The 18,559-nt window shown below is 41.1% G+C and carries 19 protein-coding genes, 1 pseudogene and 1 riboswitch; of the genes and pseudogenes, 17 read left to right on the forward strand and 3 right to left on the reverse strand.

Annotated features, from left to right (window positions below; genetic code table 11):
- Positions 1-155 precede the first annotated feature (155 nt).
- Positions 156-626 carry a tRNA (uridine(34)/cytosine(34)/5-carboxymethylaminomethyluridine(34)-2'-O)-methyltransferase TrmL gene (gene trmL, locus NR125_RS24475; RefSeq protein ID WP_009335240.1) on the reverse strand — a complete coding sequence of 157 codons (471 nt, stop codon included), beginning with the start codon at positions 624-626 and terminating at the stop codon, positions 156-158.
- Between the two features lie 143 nt (positions 627-769).
- Positions 770-1,267 (reverse strand): PCYCGC motif-containing (lipo)protein, encoded by a 498-nt coding sequence (locus NR125_RS24480; protein WP_269465762.1) that lies wholly within the window; start codon positions 1,265-1,267, stop codon positions 770-772.
- Positions 1,268-1,468: 201 nt separating this feature from the next.
- Between NR125_RS24480 and NR125_RS24485 the strand changes: the two genes are divergently transcribed.
- The 11 genes and pseudogenes from NR125_RS24485 to NR125_RS24535 all read left to right on the forward strand — a co-directional run bounded on the left by NR125_RS24485 (position 1,469) and on the right by NR125_RS24535 (position 10,626).
- On the forward strand, positions 1,469-1,849 hold the full coding sequence (locus tag NR125_RS24485; RefSeq protein ID WP_009335238.1) for a FixH family protein: 381 nt from the start codon (positions 1,469-1,471) through the stop codon (positions 1,847-1,849).
- A gap of 183 nt (positions 1,850-2,032) precedes the next feature.
- A complete protein-coding gene (locus tag NR125_RS24490) occupies positions 2,033-2,401 on the forward strand; it encodes an ArsR/SmtB family transcription factor (RefSeq protein WP_019379488.1) in 369 nt (122 codons plus the stop codon).
- On the forward strand, positions 2,394-4,529 hold the full coding sequence (locus tag NR125_RS24495) for a heavy metal translocating P-type ATPase (protein WP_082919362.1): 2,136 nt from the start codon (positions 2,394-2,396) through the stop codon (positions 4,527-4,529). The genes NR125_RS24490 and NR125_RS24495 overlap by 8 nt, the downstream gene beginning before the upstream one ends.
- A gap of 538 nt (positions 4,530-5,067) precedes the next feature.
- On the forward strand, positions 5,068-5,598 hold the full coding sequence (locus NR125_RS24500) for a copper resistance CopC family protein (protein ID WP_236887978.1): 531 nt from the start codon (positions 5,068-5,070) through the stop codon (positions 5,596-5,598).
- Position 5,599: 1 nt separating this feature from the next.
- Positions 5,600-6,676, forward strand: a complete 1,077-nt coding sequence (locus NR125_RS24505; RefSeq protein ID WP_009335234.1) for a copper resistance D family protein — start codon at positions 5,600-5,602, stop codon at positions 6,674-6,676.
- A gap of 195 nt (positions 6,677-6,871) precedes the next feature.
- Entirely contained in the window at positions 6,872-7,519 is a 648-nt protein-coding gene (gene catA, locus NR125_RS24510; protein WP_256816289.1) for a type A chloramphenicol O-acetyltransferase, read from the forward strand.
- A gap of 99 nt (positions 7,520-7,618) precedes the next feature.
- Positions 7,619-7,962 (forward strand): annotated as a pseudogene (locus NR125_RS24515) (VOC family protein).
- A 245-nt stretch (positions 7,963-8,207) separates the two neighbouring features.
- Entirely contained in the window at positions 8,208-8,528 is a 321-nt protein-coding gene (locus NR125_RS24520; protein WP_019379484.1) for a PadR family transcriptional regulator, read from the forward strand.
- Positions 8,529-8,600: 72 nt separating this feature from the next.
- Positions 8,601-8,942 carry a DUF1048 domain-containing protein gene (locus NR125_RS24525; RefSeq protein ID WP_009335229.1) on the forward strand — a complete coding sequence of 114 codons (342 nt, stop codon included), beginning with the start codon at positions 8,601-8,603 and terminating at the stop codon, positions 8,940-8,942.
- Between the two features lie 172 nt (positions 8,943-9,114).
- Positions 9,115-9,876 carry an ABC transporter ATP-binding protein gene (locus tag NR125_RS24530; RefSeq protein ID WP_256816291.1) on the forward strand — a complete coding sequence of 254 codons (762 nt, stop codon included), beginning with the start codon at positions 9,115-9,117 and terminating at the stop codon, positions 9,874-9,876.
- A complete protein-coding gene (locus tag NR125_RS24535; protein ID WP_009335227.1) occupies positions 9,877-10,626 on the forward strand; it encodes an ABC transporter permease in 750 nt (249 codons plus the stop codon).
- Positions 10,627-10,737: 111 nt separating this feature from the next.
- Here the strand turns inward: NR125_RS24535 and NR125_RS24540 are convergent, their stop codons facing one another.
- Positions 10,738-11,508: an SGNH/GDSL hydrolase family protein gene (locus tag NR125_RS24540; RefSeq protein WP_009335226.1), complete on the reverse strand. Its 771-nt coding sequence runs from the start codon at positions 11,506-11,508 to the stop codon at positions 10,738-10,740.
- Positions 11,509-11,615: 107 nt separating this feature from the next.
- Here NR125_RS24540 and NR125_RS24545 point away from each other — a divergent pair, with 107 nt between their 5' ends.
- The 6 genes from NR125_RS24545 (at position 11,616) to NR125_RS24570 (ending at position 17,864) form a co-directional block, all read left to right on the forward strand.
- Positions 11,616-12,542: an ABC transporter ATP-binding protein gene (locus NR125_RS24545; RefSeq protein WP_009335225.1), complete on the forward strand. Its 927-nt coding sequence runs from the start codon at positions 11,616-11,618 to the stop codon at positions 12,540-12,542.
- Positions 12,543-12,549: 7 nt separating this feature from the next.
- Positions 12,550-13,533 (forward strand): ABC transporter permease, encoded by a 984-nt coding sequence (locus NR125_RS24550; protein WP_009335224.1) that lies wholly within the window; start codon positions 12,550-12,552, stop codon positions 13,531-13,533.
- A 117-nt stretch (positions 13,534-13,650) separates the two neighbouring features.
- Positions 13,651-13,754: riboswitch (SAM riboswitch) on the forward strand.
- A gap of 110 nt (positions 13,755-13,864) precedes the next feature.
- Entirely contained in the window at positions 13,865-14,914 is a 1,050-nt protein-coding gene (locus tag NR125_RS24555) for an LLM class flavin-dependent oxidoreductase (protein ID WP_009335223.1), read from the forward strand.
- A 15-nt stretch (positions 14,915-14,929) separates the two neighbouring features.
- A complete protein-coding gene (locus NR125_RS24560) occupies positions 14,930-15,886 on the forward strand; it encodes an ATP-grasp domain-containing protein (protein ID WP_009335222.1) in 957 nt (318 codons plus the stop codon).
- Positions 15,887-16,218: 332 nt separating this feature from the next.
- A complete protein-coding gene (locus tag NR125_RS24565; RefSeq protein ID WP_009335221.1) occupies positions 16,219-16,896 on the forward strand; it encodes a GNAT family N-acetyltransferase in 678 nt (225 codons plus the stop codon).
- A 236-nt stretch (positions 16,897-17,132) separates the two neighbouring features.
- On the forward strand, positions 17,133-17,864 hold the full coding sequence (locus tag NR125_RS24570) for a class I SAM-dependent methyltransferase (protein WP_009335220.1): 732 nt from the start codon (positions 17,133-17,135) through the stop codon (positions 17,862-17,864).
- The last annotated feature ends 695 nt before the right edge of the window (positions 17,865-18,559 follow it).

Here is an 18,559-nt window from a genome sequence, read left to right on the forward strand (position 1 = left end):
TGGGGCTGGGATAAATTTATTAGCTGTTATTATTGCGAGGAACAAGAAAGAAAAACAGCATTCCGTTTAAGCAGAACATAATTTAATTAGCGTGACCTACTAAAGTGCTAATTGGAATGAAAACAAACAAAACATCTTCCAGCGAGGAAGATGTTTTATTTCAGATGGGGAAATCCCTGCTGGCGCAGAGCCTCATACACCAATATAGCAGCTGTGCTTGAAAGGTTGAGTGAACGGACATTATCATTCATGGGTATTCTTAAAAAGTGATCCTTATTTTCTTCCAGTAAGTCTTTTGGCAAGCCCGTTGTTTCTTTTCCAAACATGAAATAATGCTCCTTTGAAGCATCGCTGAAATCAAAGGATGAATGTGCCTGTTCACCAAAGGTTTCAATATAGTAGAACTCGCCTTGGTTTTTTGAAAAAAAGTCATCCATTGAATCATAATACGTTATGTTCACAGAGTTCCAGAAATCAAAGCCTGCCCGTTTGATCATTTCTTCATCTGTTGAAAAGCCAAGCGGCCGAATTAAATGCAAGGATGTATCCGTTGCAGCACAAGTTAGAGCAATATTTCCGGTATTGGCCGGAATATCCGGCTGATATAGTACGACATGTATGGCCAAGGATTGTCACCTCTATCTTCAATTTACCCTCCAAATTATAGCATATTGATTGGGCGTATTAGTAATATGCTAACGGGACAGGGACGTTAGTTAAATAATAGGATCTGCTGACGATTAAAAAACACGCTGATGATTAGCGTGTTTTATACTTCTTCAGGCATAGGTGTTGGAGTAGATTCTGTCCCCATGCTTTCGTATTTTTTATCAATCATATGACGAATATCTTTTAAGCTTGTGCCTTTTTCAAACTCTGATTTAGCCTCACGGGCTATGTCCACACAAACCCCTCAGCCAAAGCCCATGGTATCAAGTGTTACCGTGGTCCCTTTTACGTTATCAACGAAGCAATTCGTATTGCTGGTGTGACCATCTTCTTCATAACAGCCGCAATAACATGGCATGTAATCCAATACCTCTGGATGTGCGATAGCGAACTGATATGCTTCTAAAACTTTAGGGCTGTCGCTGTATGTGGTGACGGCTGACCAGTCATTGCTGCCGATTTCATACGTTAAGACAGGAGCAGCCTGTTCTTGATGGCCGCTATGTGAATGGCTATCCTCTGATGCCTGATCTTCTGCCGGCGAACAGCCAGAAACTAGCACAATGGCTGTTAGTATAGGGAAAATGAAATTCTTCATTAAACCTTCCTTTCTATCAAATTGCTATTTTAATGTAAGAATACCTAATTCTAATTACTGATTCAATGATTCTATGCCTATTAATAATTACCAAGGGCACAATGAATTCATAGAATAGTCATAAATAAAACACCAGCCATCGCTATAATGAAAAGGTACATACAATATTTTGAACATGTAAACAAAGGAGACGTGCTATATATGAGGAAAGCCATTTTTCTTTTTGCCTGTGTTTTATTTTTGCTGGCAGGGTGTTCAAAGGAGAATGACGCTGCCGAAAAAGTTCCTGAATTATTGGAGGTTTCGGTTAACATTCCAGAAGTGATACAGGTAAATCAAGAGGCTGTCATCCAGGCCGCCGTCACACAGGGGGAGGAAAAGGTTGAAGATGCCAATGAGGTTAAGTTTGAAGTGAAAAAAGCAGGTCAAGATACATCAGAAGAAATGATTGGGGAGCATCAAGGCAAAGGTGTTTATTCTATTACAACAACGTTTCAAGAGGCGGGAATCTATTCAGTAACAGCACATGTAACGGCAAGAGGTATGCATAATATGCCAACAAAAGAATTTAAGATAGAATAAAGCAAATAATAATTTTCAGTTAATGGTTCATCCTTCAATTTGGATGAACCATTTGTGCTGTTGGATACTCATTTTCTTATGACATAAAAATATCTTCCTAATAATCAAATGAATGTTTGACTGTTTGGTAATAGATGCATATACTAATAATCAAATAATCGTTTGATTAAGGAGGTGGCTTCCTTGAAGCATGAAGATGTTTGTGAAGTAACCTGCGTAGATGAAGAAAAAGTAAGACGTGTTAAAGAATCTGCCTCACACCACAATACCTCTGCTGTTGCCCAAATATTTAAAGCATTATCTGATGAAACTAGGGTTAAGATTGCCTTTTCCCTATGTGAGGAAGAAGAACTGTGCGTCTGTGATGTAGCCAATATTGTGGGGTGCACAACGGCTACGGCTTCTCACCATTTACGGCTTCTTCGGAATATGGGATTGGCGAAGTATCGTAAGGAGGGCAAATTGGTCTTTTATTCACTGGATGATGATCATGTCAAACAGCTGATTCAAATTGCCTTTACACATCAAAAGGAGGTGGCGCACTATGAGTGAGGCTTTAGCGAAGTCAGATGAAAAAACGGTCTATCGTGTGCAGGGATTCACCTGAGCAGGCTGCGCCACAAAGTTCGAAAAGAACGTAAAACACCTGGATGGTGTTTCTGATGCAAGTGTAAATTTTGGTGCTTCAAAGCTGACCGTTTATGGAGATGCAACCATTGAAGAACTGGAAAAGGCCGGAGCTTTTGAGAATATAAAAATTATCCCTGAGAAGGAGCGGTTTGAAGAGAAGGAAGAACCTTTTCTGAAAAAGCATGCGACTGTCATCGCTTCCTTTGTCCTCCTCGTTATTGGATGGGCTGCGGGGGAACTGAATGGGGAAGGGAGCATTTTCTCCGTTTTAGCGTATGGCGCATCGATGGTTATTGGCGGATACCGCTTGTTCACAACAGGGTTAAAAAATCTAATCCGCCTTCAGTTTGATATGAAAACACTGATGACTATTGCTGTCATTGGTGCCGCCTTTATAGGGGAATGGGGCGAAGGAGCGACTGTCGTCATCCTCTTTGCCATCAGTGAAGCACTTGAAACATATTCCATGGATAAAGCGCGTCAATCCATTCGCTCTTTAATGGATATTGCTCCAAAGGAAGCCTTAATCCGAAGAGGAAATCAAGAAATGATGGTTGAGGTGGATGATATTCAGCTTGGCGACATTATGATTGTCAAGCCCGGGCAAAAGATAGCGATGGATGGCATCGTAGTAAAAGGGGTGTCATCCGTTAACCAAGCGGCTATTACGGGTGAGTCGGTCCCTGTTGCCAAAACGGCTGAAGATGAAGTCTTTGCAGGAACCTTGAATGAAGAGGGACTGCTTGAGGTTAAAGTAACAAAGCATGTAGATGATACGACAATTGCGAAGATCATCCACTTAGTGGAAGAGGCTCAGGCTGAGCGAGCACCTTCACAAGCCTTTGTCGACAAATTTGCTAAATACTATACGCCGCTTATCATGCTTATTGCCTTAGGTGTAGCCGTTGTTCCTCCGCTGTTTTTTGGAGCTGATTGGGATACATGGATTTACCAGGGATTAGCTGCACTTGTGGTTGGCTGTCCTTGTGCGCTCGTGATCTCGACCCCTGTTGCAATTGTTACTGCGATTGGGAATGCGGCAAAAAATGGCGTACTGATTAAAGGCGGTATTCATTTAGAAGAGATGGGCGCAATCAAAGCCATTGCCTTTGACAAAACGGGAACACTAACAAAAGGGATTCCCATGGTAACAGATTACCTTCCGCAATCCCATGCAAATTCTAATGAGCTTTTGTCCATTGCTGCCGCATTGGAAAAAGGATCACAGCATCCACTGGCTTCAGCTATCATGAAAAAAGCGGAAGAAGAAAATGCGGCATACCAGGACATCAGTATTGAAGAATTTTCTTCCATTACGGGAAAAGGTATTAAAGGAATCTTTCAAAATCAGATGTATTATGTTGGAAGCCCGAATTTGTTTGAGGAATTATTATCAAACGGCATTCCTTCTGAATTAAAAGCAACCATTGCCCGCCTTCAAAAGCAAGGAAAAACGGTCATGGCAGCAGGTACCTCAAAGGAAGTATTGGGTCTGATTGCCGTAGCGGATGTGTTAAGAGAAAACAGCAAAAATGTTATTGGAAATCTCCATTCTATGGGGATTCAAAAAACCATTATGCTTACTGGCGATAACGAAGGAACTGCAAACGCGATTGGTGAACAAGTCGGCGTATCAGATATTAAAGCCGAATTATTGCCACAGGATAAATTAAGGTATATTAAAGATCTTAGAAAGAAATATGACCGTGTGGCGATGGTTGGCGACGGTGTAAATGATGCCCCTGCATTGGCTGCTTCTGCTGTTGGAATAGCCATGGGGGGAGCTGGAACAGATACGGCTCTTGAAACAGCGGATATTGCCCTGATGGCAGATGATCTTGGCAAACTGCCATTTACCGTAAAGTTAAGCAGAAAAGCCCTTAGCATTATTAAGCAAAATATTACGTTTTCATTAGGGATAAAGCTAGTCGCATTACTTCTGGTCATTCCAGGCTGGCTAACGCTTTGGATTGCGATTTTTGCAGATATGGGTGCGACTCTTATTGTCACATTAAACGGCTTGAGATTACTCAGAATTAAAGATAAATAAGATAAGAGCTTCCCATTTTTCATGGGAAGCTCTTTTGCTAGGGGGATACTTTGGGATACGACGTTTTGGTTACTGGGGCAGGCCAAGCAAGCCTTTCTGCAGGCTAATATCCTAAAAAGAGAAAAATTTGCTCAAAGACGGAGGAATAAAGCAGAAATCGAAGGCTTTATCTGCCAATGATCATAGCCCCTTCTTTAAGGACCAAAGCACAATGAAAGTAGGAAATCTGATTTGGTCCACTGGCTTTAAATCGGGTGATAGCAGGATAAAGCTTCCCGCAATCTTTAAGGAGAAAGAGATGCCAATACATAAAGGAGGAGTTACTGATAGTCAAGGGTTATACTTTTTAGGGCTCCCTTGGCAATATAGAAGGGGTTCGGCGCTGCTCCAAGGGGGTGGGGAGGTTGCTGATATTTAGTTCATGAAATGGTTAAGAACCTGCAGCCTCTCAGTGATGATTAAAGTCAAAATAATAATGGTATACTTCTGTTGGGAATTAAGTAAATGAGAAGGGAATTTTACTATGAATAAGATCCTAATGTCATTCCTATGTTTTTTCATCATATTGCCATCAATGGCAACTGCTCACACTGGGCTGGAATCTTCAACTCCAAAACCAGGACAAATAGTAACGGAACATCTAAATGAAATTACTCTTACCTTTGCTGGTGAAATTGAATCTTTGAGTACAATGACTCTAGTCATGGAAGGACAAGAAATCCCTTTTTCCGATGTTGAACCAAATGGCAAGCAAATGAGCGGAACATTAGAATCACCACTTGAAAACGGATCCTATGTTATTCGCTGGAAGATAGTCGGGGAAGACGGGCACCAGATTACAGGGGAAATCCCCTTTACTGTAAAATCTGAAGAAAATACAAGTCAAGAATCAGAAATGGAAGAATCTCAAATTTCTGATGAAGAAAAGATGCAGACAGAAGAAACAGAGAAAAGGGCAGAGAGCGAAAAAGAATCCTCTCCAAATAGGATTATGAATATCTTTATTCCAATTTTAACATTGGCTATATTAGTGTTGGGATTGTTCCTTCTGTTCAGAAGGAAGCGTTAAAATGAGTGTAGCCGTACCGTTAGCCGAAGTCGTAACATATCTTTTATTTTCGATTTTAATCGGAAACACAGTACTTCAGTTTATATCTGAAAAGAAAAAGCCCAAAACAAATATCTCTAAAAAGACGCTGCTTTTATCAACGTTAGGCATTTATATTTTTACATTTGGACCGGTCGCACAGACGATTTCTTATTTTAGCGATGACGTAGGTCTTACACTCGCAGCGTATTCAGTTCTGACAGATTTTCAAGTAGGTAGAGCCTGGATCTTCATTGGGTTTATGTCGGTATTCCTATGGATGACATTGTTATTAAATGGTTCAAAATATCTGCAGGCGCTTTGGCTGCTGCTGATGGTTTTTGCCATTGGGTACTCCAGTCATGTTGCCTCATTGTCCTTTTGGAACGGGTTTATTGCACATTCCATCCATTTTCTTATGGTGACACTTTGGACAGGGATTCTAATCCACGTCGCCTGGTTTTCAAGTGATGAAAAAAAGTGGCCATTGTTCCTGCGGTGGTTTACCCCATTTGCCATGATAAATTTAATGATCTTGCTTATAAGCGGCTTTGCTCTAATGTTCTATATGGTTGAACCAAAGGATTATGTGAATTCATGGGTCCTCCCATATGGGCAAATGCTTCTGTTAAAACATCTAAGCATTATTCCTTTATTGGTATTCGCATTTTTAAATGGAGTGCTAACCAGAAAATCATTAATAGTTTCCTCTTTTGACCCTCGGCCATGGATTAAGGGGGAGAGTATTATTATTTTCCTTGTTTTTTGTTTTACAAGTGTATTGGGAACTTTATCGCCACCCCACGAAGTTGAATTTACGGTCCAGTCGGAAGGTGCTTCGATTTGGGTGGAATGGCTTTTGGGGACTGACATTCCTTCTGTAAATAATGTTCATTTAACACCAAATTTTTTATCATTATTTCTATTGGCTAACTCGCTGCTTTTCTTAGCTTTAATTGTGATCAGCTTTAAGAAAGTAAAACCTTATATTGCAATTCTTTTCGGAATGAGTTTTGTTTTTGCCCTTTATTTTGGTTTGATGATTTCTCTATCTATATGATATGCGGTGTCAAAAGATAAGTGGTCAAAACCTTATAAATTGCCATTGCTTTCACTAGCGTAGAAAGCTGGTTGAAATTAGTTAGGGATACTTGATAATATAAAGAAATATTTAATAAAAAAGGATGACTGTCATGAAAAAAGCAGTGAATATAGCCTCCTAAGATAAATTTGATTATATTAGGAGGCGTTGAGTATGAAATTTAACAGTATTAATCGTGACAATTGGGATCGAAAGGAATATTTTGAACACTATATACAGCAGCAGACAACATTCAGTCTGACGAATGAAATAAATATTACGATGCTTATGAAGAACTTAAAGAAAAAGAATTATAAGTTATATCCTGCGTTTATTTTTATGGTGACAAAAATCGTTAACGCCCACAGAGAATTTAGAATAAATTTCAACTCAGAAGGTAATTTAGGTTATTGGACAGAGATATGCCCTCTCTATACCATTTTTGATAAAAAGACACACACATTTTCTGGCATCTGGTCACCAAACTTATCTATTTTTTCTGAGTTTCATTCTCAATATGAAAAAGATGCAGAAGAATACAATGGTACGGGGAGATTATTTCCAAAAATACCTATACCAGATAATACTATTCCGATCTCTATGATTCCTTGGAGTTCTTTTACCGCATTTAATTTAAATATAAATAATGGCGGGGATTTTCTCTTACCCATAATAACTGGAGGGAAGTATTCACAAGTAAATGATGAATTTTTCCTGCCTGTCTCTTTACAAATGCACCATGCTGTTTGTGATGGCTATCATGCTGGTGTTTTTATGAATGATTTACAAAGGCTTGCCGACGAAAGTGCAGATTGGATTTAACTGGTCATTGGTGGAGTATATCGAAGGAACTGTGTGCAGCAGTTCCTTTTTTATAGAAATACTAAAGTTTGTAAATAAAAAAGACAGGAGTTAGTTGCGATGATAAAAGGTTTCGGCGGAATATTTTGGAGAACTAGGAATCTTGATGCTGTGAAAAAATGGTACAGTGAAGTGCTGAAGATTGAAATAGAAAATTGGAATGGGAACTTGATTAAACCCCCATTAGGCAATGAGATTATCTTTTCTTTGCCGAGTATGACAGTTATTTTCCAGCAGAGCAACAAGTGATGTAAAATTTTCAAGTAGATGATTTAAACGAAACTATTAAGCATCTTGAACAAATTGGTGTCCCTCTTGCTAAGGAAAAAGAGGTTAGTGAGTTTGGAAAGTTTATTTGGATCGAAGACCCTGATGGCCGACTGGTCGAGCTTTGGGAGAAATAGCTAGTTGTCATATATTTGTTACTGAGCTATCGTTGCTCATAAGCTTATTATGCTTGTGGGGCAGTTGACCAAATTAAATTATTCTTATGAAAATAGTTGACACTCTTCGCTACTCGGTGTTACGATATACCTGTAATAAGCAATACTGAATAGCGGAGTTTCACAAGTGCTGTTCAGTAAAAAAATTTTCCCTGGTACTAAGTATCACTGAATATAAGTCAGACACAATAGAGGAGGCTCTGAATATGGAAAATTTAACTGAAATGCTGAAGGGATCGCTTGAAGGCTGTGTACTGGAAATCATCAGCCGACATGAAACCTATGGCTACGAGATTACCCGCCGGCTGAACCAGCTTGGTTTTACCGAAGTAGTGGAAGGGACGGTGTACACCATCCTCGTGCGATTAGAAAAGAAAAAGCTGGTGAACGTGGAAAAGAAACCTTCAGATATGGGACCGCCCCGCAAATTTTACTCACTAAATGATGCTGGCCGCCAGGAACTTGAATTATTTTGGGAAAAATGGGATTTTGTATCTTCAAAAATCAACGTCTTGAAGTCAACCTAGTTTCATAAGATATTCTGTCGGATATTTTTGGAGTGTCTTGTTCAGCTTTATAAAAAAAGGAGGAAAAATAACATGTTTGATATGTTTAAAAAAATGATTGGTGATAAAAAAGAATACAAGATGATGATGGCGAGGGTTGAAGCCCTTCCAGAGGATTACCAGTTTGTATTTAAGAAAATCCAAAACTATATGTGGAATTTCTCAGCGGGCAACGGGATGGATATGCTGCACATGCAGTATGAATTAATCGATTTGTTCGAAGCCGGTGCGGCGGAAGGCAGACAAGTGCTGGAAATCACCGGAGATGACGTGGCATCCTTTGCCGACGAACTAGTGGCAAATGCTAAAACCTATGTTGCCAAGTATCGTGAGGATTTGAATGAGAGTATCATGAAGCGATTGGGAAAAAAATAAATTCTATATATAATACCGACTGAATAGGTGTTTTACAAATGTGGTTTATCACCTGCACTATTCAGTTTCATTTTTACCTCGGTACTAAGTTATACAGAATATCTGTCAGACTAAGTAGGGGTTTGTAGGCAATCCAGCTCCGCAAGGCGCTAATTATAAGGAGGAAAAAAGTATGAGCAATGCAGCGATTTTTGTAAAAGGGTTAAAAAAATCCTTTAAAGATAAGGAAGTCTTAAAGGGGGTGGATTTTGAGGTGAGGCGTGGCGAAATTTTCGCCCTGCTGGGTTCAAATGGAGCGGGCAAGACGACGACCGTCAACATCCTCTCGACGCTGATGAAGTCTGATGGCGGAGAAGCTAGTATTCGCGGCTTTGACGTCCAGCGGCTACCGGATCAGGTTCGCCAGAGCATCAGTCTGACAGGGCAGTTCTCAAGCTTAGACGGCATGCTCACCGGGCGGGAAAACCTGATGATGATCGCCAGGCTGAGGGGAGTTTCTAATCCCGCAGAAGTCGCTGACAATCTGCTTGCAAGATTCAGCCTGGCCGATGCGGCTAACCGCCGGGCTGACAATTATTCCGGCGGGATGAAGCGCCGGCTTGACATCGCCATGAGCCTGATTGGGACGCCGGCAGTCATTTTTCTCGATGAACCAACGACAGGGCTTGACCCGGAAGCGCGGATTGAAGTCTGGGATACCGTCAAGGAGCTTGCCGGCGGCGGCACGACCATCCTGCTGACGACCCAGTATCTGGAGGAAGCCGAACAACTGGCAGACCGAATCGCCATTCTGCATGGCGGAAAAATCATCACGACCGGTACTCTAACCGAACTCAAGGAGATGTTCCCGCCAGCGAAGGTGGAGTATATCGAGAAGCAGCCGACATTGGAGGAAATTTTCCTCGCAATCATCGGCAAAAAGGAGGAAATGTAAATGAAAAGTAAAACAGGGGTATTACTAGGTCGTTTAATGCGCAACATTATGCGCAGTCCGGATACGATTATCACGGTGGCGATTACGCCGATTATGATGATGCTGCTGTTTGTCTACGTATTTGGCGGCGCCATAGAGACAGGAACGGACAACTACGTCAATTATTTATTGCCGGGAATTCTGCTGATGGCTATCGCGTCCGGCGTTGCTTACACTTCCGTCCGGCTGTTTACGGATGTAAAGAGCGGGCTGATGTCGCGTTTCATTACGATGCCCATCAAGCGCTCGTCGGTATTGTGGGCTCACGTGCTGACCTCGCTTGTTTCCAATGCGCTTACTATCTTGGTGGTTATCCTCGTTGCTCTCTTGATGGGTTTTCGTTCCAGCGCTGATGTCCTGGAGTGGCTTGCGGTAGCTGGAATACTCGGGATGTTTACACTGGCGCTGACATGGCTGGCGGTCATTCCCGGATTGAAAGCGGGGTCTATGGAAGGGGCGACAGCCTACTCATACCCGCTGATTTTCCTGCCGTTTATCAGTTCGGCCTTTGTTCCCACCGACACCATGCCTAAAATAGTCCGTGCGTTCGCTGAAAACCAGCCCGTGACTTCAATCGTGGATGCGATCCGTGCCCTCTTGTATGAAGGGTCTGTTGGCAGCGGCATCTGGATCGCGCTTGCCTGGTGCGTCGGCATCATGCTCATCTCTTACTTCTTCGCTGTTAAAGAATTCAAACGCCAGTTAGGGTAAGCACACCATTATAGGATAACGGATTCATAGCCCTATAGGGCCTTTTGGCTAAAGGTTAATGAAGCATACAAATAATGAAAAAGGTGAATCTGCCGTGGATTCACCTTTTTCTTATTGGATGATACTTTTTTCAATGACAAGTGACATGCTTTCAGCTATTTGCTGATAAGTAGCATCATTCGGATGAAAGACATCACTGGAAAGATCGCGTTTGGCGTCTGTGACCAGATTGAAAGTATCCACTACTTGAACTTTGTATTTCAAGCCTAGTGTACGGGCAGACTCATTCCATTTTTGGATGATGGAATCAAATGAATCCCCGTTTGGCGATTGCTTGAATGGATTATATAGCCCCATATAGAGTATGACTGCATTGGGATTACTTTCACGAATGTTTTTAAACGTCTTTTCCAAATTCGGAATTTCGGTCTCCAGGATGCCAAGGGCGGTTTCTTCTGAATATTTTTCGAGGATCTCCCCGCTATTAAAAAGGTTATTTCCCCCTATTGTAATGGTAATGATTTTGGCGTCTTTAAGAGATCTCTTGACTTCCTTTTGTTCTAACTGGGCCAGCAAATCTTCAATTCTGGCACCTCTTACACCCAGGTTTTGGAAACGTTCTATAGTATTATTTTCTTTAAGTTCATTTCCAACCGGCTGGACAAAGCCTTCTCCCTTTGATGAGCCGACACCCCTGGTCAATGAATCGCCAAGTGCAACATATGTATCACCAGGTGTGACAGGAACTTCTTCTGTTTTCGCTAGTATCCCTGCTCGAGGCGGACTGGTAACATCCATGTAGGCACTGACTAGGCCATACCCAAAAAGAACTGTCAGCGCAAGGGACAATGTTAAAAATAACTGCCACATCCATTTTTTCATCGTTTGACTTCTCCTTTTAATGTAATTGTATCTAAATTTTTCTCAAATTGAGTATTTAAAAGAGTCATTGTTCGAAAATTTAGTTAGAATAGAACAAGGGTGATGCTATGAGCTTAAAGCCGACAGTTCAATTGGAAAATGTAACGAAAATCATTGGAAAGAAAACGATTATTGATAATATATCATTTGACATTTATCCAGGAGAAGTATTTGGGTTCCTGGGTCCTAATGGTGCCGGTAAAACCACCACGATCCGGATGCTCGTTGGGCTCATTAAGCCAACGTCCGGGAAGGTTGAAATATGTGGTTTTGATGTAAGAAAGCAATTTGTTCAAGCGATGCAGCGCCTCGGTTCTATCGTCGAAAATCCAGAGCTGTATAAGTATTTGAGCGGCCGCGAAAACCTGCAAATCTTTGCACGGATGCTGCCTGATGTGGATGAAGAACGGATCCAAGAGGTCATTGATTTGGTTGATCTGACTGTAAGAATTGATGATCAGGTTCGGACCTATTCATTGGGAATGCGTCAGCGCCTTGGTATTGCACAAGCATTGTTAGGCCGTCCGGATGTGCTGATACTGGATGAACCTACAAATGGACTGGACCCGATGGGAATCAAAGATCTGCGGACATTTATCAGGAAGCTGGTCGATGATACGGGCCTAACGGTGCTCGTATCCAGTCATATTTTAAGTGAAATCGAGTTGCTGGCGGACCGTGTGGCTATTATGAGCCATGGGAAGATCGTGAAGGTCGGCAGCGTCAGCGATTTAGTTGGTGCACTGTCATCTGGTGTGGATTGGAGAGTCAGTGATTCTTTTCGTGCACTTGCTATTCTTAAAGAATCCCCATATGTCCAGGCTGCAGAACTATATGATGACCATACTATACACACTCTTATGGATGATAGCAAAACCTCGCTCCTGAATGAAGCTTTAATGAAGGCGGGTATTGATGTATGGACGATCGAAAGGAAAGTGCAGACATTGGAGGATCTATTTATTAGTTTGACAGGAGGCGATCATATTGTCTAATCCAAATATGGTTGGCCTGATTCATAATGAAGTGATGAAGATTGCTTCCAAAAAACGCATGGCGGTTGTCATCGTTATTTTAGTCATTCTAGTCTCTATGTTTACATACGCACAATACCGGGAGATACAGGAGAAAATCGAAAAACAGGGTACTCTGGACTGGAGAGTGGAGCTTCAGCAGGAGATTGTCGATCGGCAAAATCGGCTGGCATCGAGCGGAATCCAGGACGAGTTTAGACAGTTCCTTGAATTTGATCTGAAGCAAAAGCAGTATTATCTGGACAACGATATTAACCCAAACTATCCTGGAGCCCCTACGTTTATCCGCATCTTTTTCTCACAGGGAATTACGCTTGTCCTGCCTTTATTCATTATTATTATAATGGCTGATATTGTGAGCGGGGAATATAATGATGGCACCATCAAAACATTGCTGTCCCGGCCGGTTAAACGATGGAGAATCCTGATGGCTAAATGGCTGACGGTTTTGCTGTATACGTCATTGCTGATGGCGGCAACCGTGATTGTCTGTTATGGGGTTTCAGGAATCGTGCTCGGTTATGATGGCTGGACTGCACCTATTTTGACCGGATTTCAAGCTTCTGCATCTGGTGAGTTTTCAACGGAATACATCCATATCCTGTCGATGTGGGAATACCTGCTGATGTCAGTTGGGCTTGCCTGGGTGGTAACAGCGGTTGTTGGAACCATAAGCCTCATGATATCGGTTCTGGTGAAAAATACAGCGACTGGAATTGGGGCGATGATGGCCGTGTTAATCGCAGGCACCCTGTTATCTTCTATCGGTTCGAGCTGGACGAGCTCCAAGTATTTAGTGAACTTGAACTTTGATCTGATTAACTACTTAGAAGGTCAAGCTCCGCCGATTGAAGGGATGTCACTGCCATTTTCATTAACCATGCTTGGGATTTGGGCTGCCGCCTGTCTTGCTGTTGCGTTTTGGAATTTTACCCAGAAGGATATGTATTAAGAGTGTCATTATATAAGGATAATCCTTATTAGTATTTAGAGTTCAGAAATAATTGATTGACAATTGGGTGAATTTAAATTATTATCGCTTTAATTAATTAAAAAATTGAATATTTTCTTCTTATCCAGAGAGGTGGAGGGACTGGCCCTTTGAAGCCTCGGCAGCAGGTTCTGATGAATACTGTGCCAATTCCAGCAAGCGCATCGCTTGAAAGATGAGAAGAGGGTTGATAAAACTCTCTTCTTAGGAGGAGAGTTTTTTAATTGTTTATAAATCCAACTTAAGTTATGCGAAAAGTAGATATTTAAAAATGCAAGAGGAGAGAAGAAAAATGAAATATGGTTTCTGGTTGCCGATTTTTGGAGGCTGGCTGCGAAATGTAGAAGACGAAAATATGCCGCCAACCTTTGAATATGCTAAAAACGTCATTCAGTCGGCTGAAAAATGGGGATACTCGACTACGTTAATAGCTGAATTATATTTAAATGATATTAAAGGACCGGACCATGATTCTCTTGAAGCCTGGTCCACGGCAGCCGCACTTGCAGCCGTGACGGAAAAAATTGAAATTATGACCGCGGTCCGCCCTGGTTTTCATAATCCTGCTGTAGCAGCAAAAATGGCAGCCAATATTGATCAAATCAGCAACGGCCGTTTTACTCTAAATGTGGTTTCTGCCTGGTGGGCCGAAGAAGCGCGTCAATATGGCGGTATTTTTACAGAACATGATGAGCGTTATGCCCGCACTGAGGAGTTCATTGATGTTCTAAAAGGGTTATGGACGGAAGAAACCTTCCATTATTCCGGTCAATTTTACGACTTAAGGGACACGAAGCTTGCTCCAAAGCCAGTTCAAAGACCTAACCCGATTCTTTATGCAGGCGGTGAAAGCGAAAAAGGCAAGCAGACCATTGCAGAAAAATGTGATGCTTATGTTATGCACGGCGGAACGGCTGAGGAGATTGATCTGAAAATAGGAGAAATGAAGGCACGGCGTGAACAAACGGGCAATGCGCCATTCAGTTCTTTCGGAATGGCTGCTTATGTTATTTGCCGTGATACAGAAGAAGAAGCTCTTGCTGAGCTTGAAAAAATCACGGCTGTGAAGGATTCCAGCGGTTACGCCGGTTTTAAGGATTTCACTACAAAGTCACAATTAGAGCAGCAGATTCAGCTGCAGGATTACTCTGTCTCTAACAGAGGTCTGCGGCCAAACTTAGTAGGAACACCAGAGCAAATTGCTGATCGGATTTTACAATATGAAGAAGCTGGCCTAGACTTATTATTATTGCAATTTTCACCTCAGCTGGAGGAAATGGAACGCTTTGCAAAGACGGTTATGCCATTAGTGGAACAAAAACGCAGTTTAATAAAGAGCTAGAAAGGGGCCATAATAATGAGCAAGGTATATGTAATTCATGAAAATAGTGAGTGGACAGTCCATTTGACAAAAAGGCTGGAGGAACTGGGTGTTCCTTATGAAGAATGGCATTTAGACGAAGGAACGGTAGATTTATCGGCAGAACCTCCAGAAGGAATCTTCTATAGCCGGATGAGTGCTTCTTCTCATACCCGTGATCATCGCTTTGCAGCTGAATTTTCGGGACAAGTATTGGCCTGGCTTGAAGCACATGGCCGTACAGTGTTGAATGGAACGAGCGCTCTGAAGCTTGAAGTTAGTAAGGTTTTGCAGTACTTGGAGTTAAACAAATCTGGTGTCAGGACTCCCAAAACGATTGCAGCGGTTGGAAAACAACATATTATTAAGGCAGCCGAAGCATTTGCCGGACAGCCGTTTATCACGAAGCATAACCGTGCCGGTAAAGGCCTGGGTGTTCAATTATTCCATAGTATTGAAGCTCTAAAAGCTTATGTGGAGGGACCTTCCTTCGAAGAGCCTGTTGATGGCATTACCCTTATTCAGGAATATATTCAATCTCCTGAAAGCTATATCACCCGCTGTGAATTTGTCGGAGGCAACTTTGTTTATGCCGTCAGGGTTGATACATCGGAAGGATTTGAACTATGCCCTGCGGACGCATGCCAGATTGGCGACTTATTCTGCCCTGTTGGAGAAGAAGCAGAAGAGAGGCCAAAGTTCAAGATCATTGAAGGTTTTGAGGACGAAATTTTAGAAAAATATAAAGACGTTCTGGCCAGGAATCATATTCAAGTCGCTGGCATTGAATTTATCAGAAATGCTGAAGGTGACATTTTTACTTATGATATTAATACAAACACAAACTATAACTCTGAAGCAGAAGCGAAAGCTGGAAAATATGGAATGCTTGAGTTAGCTTCATTGTTAAAGAAGACATTGGAAGAAAAATACGCTGCAACTGCAACGGCTTAATTTGTGAGGACCTGCTATAGCAGGTCCTATTGTCTTTTACTGCAGCATGTTTTATAAAGAAGCAATCCCAATCAATCTTGCGATGAGAGGGATTGCTTCTTTAGTGCTTAAGAGAGCTGCCTAAACCAGGCAGCTTTTTTTTACAAACTGGGCAGGTTAGAAATTGGAAAAATAGGTGGGATTTTATTGATTTAGCTCTAAAAATATAGATATGGTTGTTAAGAGATAAAGGAATTATCCATACATAGGATTGGACTATAAATGAAAACGCTGCAGGAGATGACAGTGTAATCTTGAATATTAGACAGAAATGAAGATTGCGGAGGAATAGTATGATCTCTGATTTAGAATTGATGGAGCTTCATGTGAATGTGTTATTTAGACATGATAGTGAAAATCGAGTGATAGCTGTGAATGAACCCCCTTACGGTGCAGCGCCACGAATTTTCATTGGTGCCACTAGAATGGGTAGTATAGTAAGGTATTCAAACTCACTGGATAAGAGTACTGTAGAGAAGTTAGACCAAGTTATAGGAGCTAACCCTGGTGCTCATCCAGGGAAAATAATAAAGGCATTAAGCATTGACCATCTTTTAAGCAATGTATGGACTGGGCCAGCGTATGTATTTCCTGATGTAAGGGACAGGACTTATTCAAGAGCAATTAAAATAACTCATGAAAACAAAGAAATTTTAAAGTCTCAGTTTCCATATACCTATGAAGACTTTGAATACAAGCAACCCTGTTTTGTAATAATTGAAGACAATATACCAGTTTCAATTTGCTGTAGTGCAAGGAAGACTTCAAAAGCCGACGAAGCAAGTTTGTTTACACATGAAGACTACCGTGGAAGAGCATACAGTGCAGATGTTGCAAAGGCCTGGGCTGCAGAAGTTCAGATACAAGGACGCATTGCTCTATATAGCACTTCTAAGGACAACTTAGCATCTCAATCTGTGGCAAGGAAGCTGCAATTAGCTCAGTATGGAACAGACATTCATATAAGCTGATTACACATGACTGCTTTTGCATCTAATAGGGCATTAATCCAGGAAGGATTAGTGCTTCTTTTGTTAAAGACACTATTAGACAAACGGGGCGGTTTGTTTAATAAGCAATGTGTTATATTAGGTACAGTTATTTTTAATGAGGTGAAAGAAATGGTTAGAAGGAGATAGATAGCCTCCTGAATTAGATGCTGTTTTAATTTTAGGAGGCTAACTAATATTTTTAGGAGTTGCATAAAATGAAGCAAAACAAGTATGATGATGTGAATTTCTTTTCTGAATATAAAAAAATGGCACGTTCAGTCAAAGGACTTGAAGCTGCTGGAGAATGGCATGTATTAAAAGAACTTTTACCCGAGCTCCGAAATAAAAGTGTACTAGATTTGGGATGCGGTTTCGGTTGGCATTGCCGTTATGCTCGTGAACAGCAAGCAAGGTCTGTTATTGGAGTAGATATATCTGAAAAAATGCTTGACCAAGCTCGTGAAATGACTCATGATTCCTTCATTTCATACATTAAAATGCCAATTGAAGACATTGATTTTTCAGACTCTCCATTTGATGTTGTCATCAGCTCATTGGCTTTTCATTATATTAAGTCCTTTGAAGCAATTTGTAAGAAGGTCTATGATTGTTTAAAGCCTGGAGGTTCTTTTGTCTTTTCAGTTGAACATCCAATCTTCACTTCTCGGAACGAACAAGATTGGCATCATGATGACAAAGGGAATCGTTTGCATTGGGCAGTTGACAATTATCAATTGGAAGGATTACGTGAAACAACATTTCTAACTGAAAACGTTATAAAATACCATCGCACATTTTCAACTTATATCAATGCCTTAGTTAATGCTGGATTTAATATAAGGGCAATTAAGGAACCTATTCCCTCTGAGGAAATGTTAATCAGTATTCCTGAAATGAAAGATGAACTCCGTAGACCTATGTTCTTAATTATCTCAGCAGAAAAGTAATTGTTTAAACGTTCCTGCGTAAATGCAGGGACGTTTTTCTTATTTAACATGCGATGCAGGTTAATTAAGGCAGTAATTTCCAAAATACAGGAATTCCTTTAATTAATACAGAATAATTTATTAAAAATTACAGGTATTTCGGAGGAAGTATTTTATGTTTTTACAAGCAGTTTTTTATTGGTAGGGATGGAACTATCGGTGGAAGTGGCAGTGTTATTTATCCAGGAGACTTTAAATTGTTTTCCGATGTTGCAGAGTCAATACAGCAATTGAAAAAATCCGGGGTCTTAAATTGTTCTTTCACTAATCAATCTGGTAATTCATTTCGATTAACTACCATTTTCCCCAGCCTTCGTCCTTTTGGTCGTTAAACATCCCGATTAACTACCATTTTTCCTCGCTCCATGTTATTTTCGTCGTAATACATCCCGATTAACTATGGTTGCTGCTGGTTAAAAAGGGGCAAGTAGTTAAAGAAGGCTTAGTTTCCTAAGCCTTCAGTTTGTAGACAAAAAGAGTTCGGAATAGTCTCATTCCGAACTCTTTTTTTCATTTTTTGTGGGACTTCAAGTAATTACAGAGAATTGCAGACCTCTCCGAGGTTATCATTTAGGCCATTTCTGGACCTTGCCAAGTCCAGTTGGCCATTTTCTTCAAATTCATGGCAGCGAAAGTAAGCATCGCCTGCATCGACA

Origin of the sequence: Cytobacillus sp. Bac17, assembly GCF_024519925.1 — a bacterium.
GTDB classification, from domain to species: domain Bacteria; phylum Bacillota; class Bacilli; order Bacillales; family Cytobacillaceae; genus Cytobacillus; species Cytobacillus pseudoceanisediminis.

Excerpts from the sequence above, each read along its gene's own strand:
- NR125_RS24565 (WP_009335221.1), top strand. The coding sequence starts at position 16,219 with ATGATCTCTGATTTAGAATTGATGGAGCTTCATGTGAATGTGTTATTT.
- NR125_RS24550 (WP_009335224.1), top strand. The coding sequence starts at position 12,550 with ATGGTTGGCCTGATTCATAATGAAGTGATGAAGATTGCTTCCAAAAAA.
- NR125_RS24545 (WP_009335225.1), top strand. The coding sequence starts at position 11,616 with ATGAGCTTAAAGCCGACAGTTCAATTGGAAAATGTAACGAAAATCATT.
- NR125_RS24525 (WP_009335229.1), top strand. The coding sequence starts at position 8,601 with ATGTTTGATATGTTTAAAAAAATGATTGGTGATAAAAAAGAATACAAG.
- NR125_RS24540 (WP_009335226.1), bottom strand. The coding sequence starts at position 11,508 with ATGAAAAAATGGATGTGGCAGTTATTTTTAACATTGTCCCTTGCGCTG.
- catA (WP_256816289.1), top strand. The coding sequence starts at position 6,872 with ATGAAATTTAACAGTATTAATCGTGACAATTGGGATCGAAAGGAATAT.
- NR125_RS24505 (WP_009335234.1), top strand. The coding sequence starts at position 5,600 with ATGAGTGTAGCCGTACCGTTAGCCGAAGTCGTAACATATCTTTTATTT.
- NR125_RS24570 (WP_009335220.1), top strand. The coding sequence starts at position 17,133 with ATGAAGCAAAACAAGTATGATGATGTGAATTTCTTTTCTGAATATAAA.
- NR125_RS24560 (WP_009335222.1), top strand. The coding sequence starts at position 14,930 with ATGAGCAAGGTATATGTAATTCATGAAAATAGTGAGTGGACAGTCCAT.
- NR125_RS24520 (WP_019379484.1), top strand. The coding sequence starts at position 8,208 with ATGGAAAATTTAACTGAAATGCTGAAGGGATCGCTTGAAGGCTGTGTA.
- NR125_RS24500 (WP_236887978.1), top strand. The coding sequence starts at position 5,068 with ATGTCATTCCTATGTTTTTTCATCATATTGCCATCAATGGCAACTGCT.
- NR125_RS24530 (WP_256816291.1), top strand. The coding sequence starts at position 9,115 with ATGAGCAATGCAGCGATTTTTGTAAAAGGGTTAAAAAAATCCTTTAAA.
- NR125_RS24535 (WP_009335227.1), top strand. The coding sequence starts at position 9,877 with ATGAAAAGTAAAACAGGGGTATTACTAGGTCGTTTAATGCGCAACATT.
- NR125_RS24485 (WP_009335238.1), top strand. The coding sequence starts at position 1,469 with ATGAGGAAAGCCATTTTTCTTTTTGCCTGTGTTTTATTTTTGCTGGCA.
- NR125_RS24555 (WP_009335223.1), top strand. The coding sequence starts at position 13,865 with ATGAAATATGGTTTCTGGTTGCCGATTTTTGGAGGCTGGCTGCGAAAT.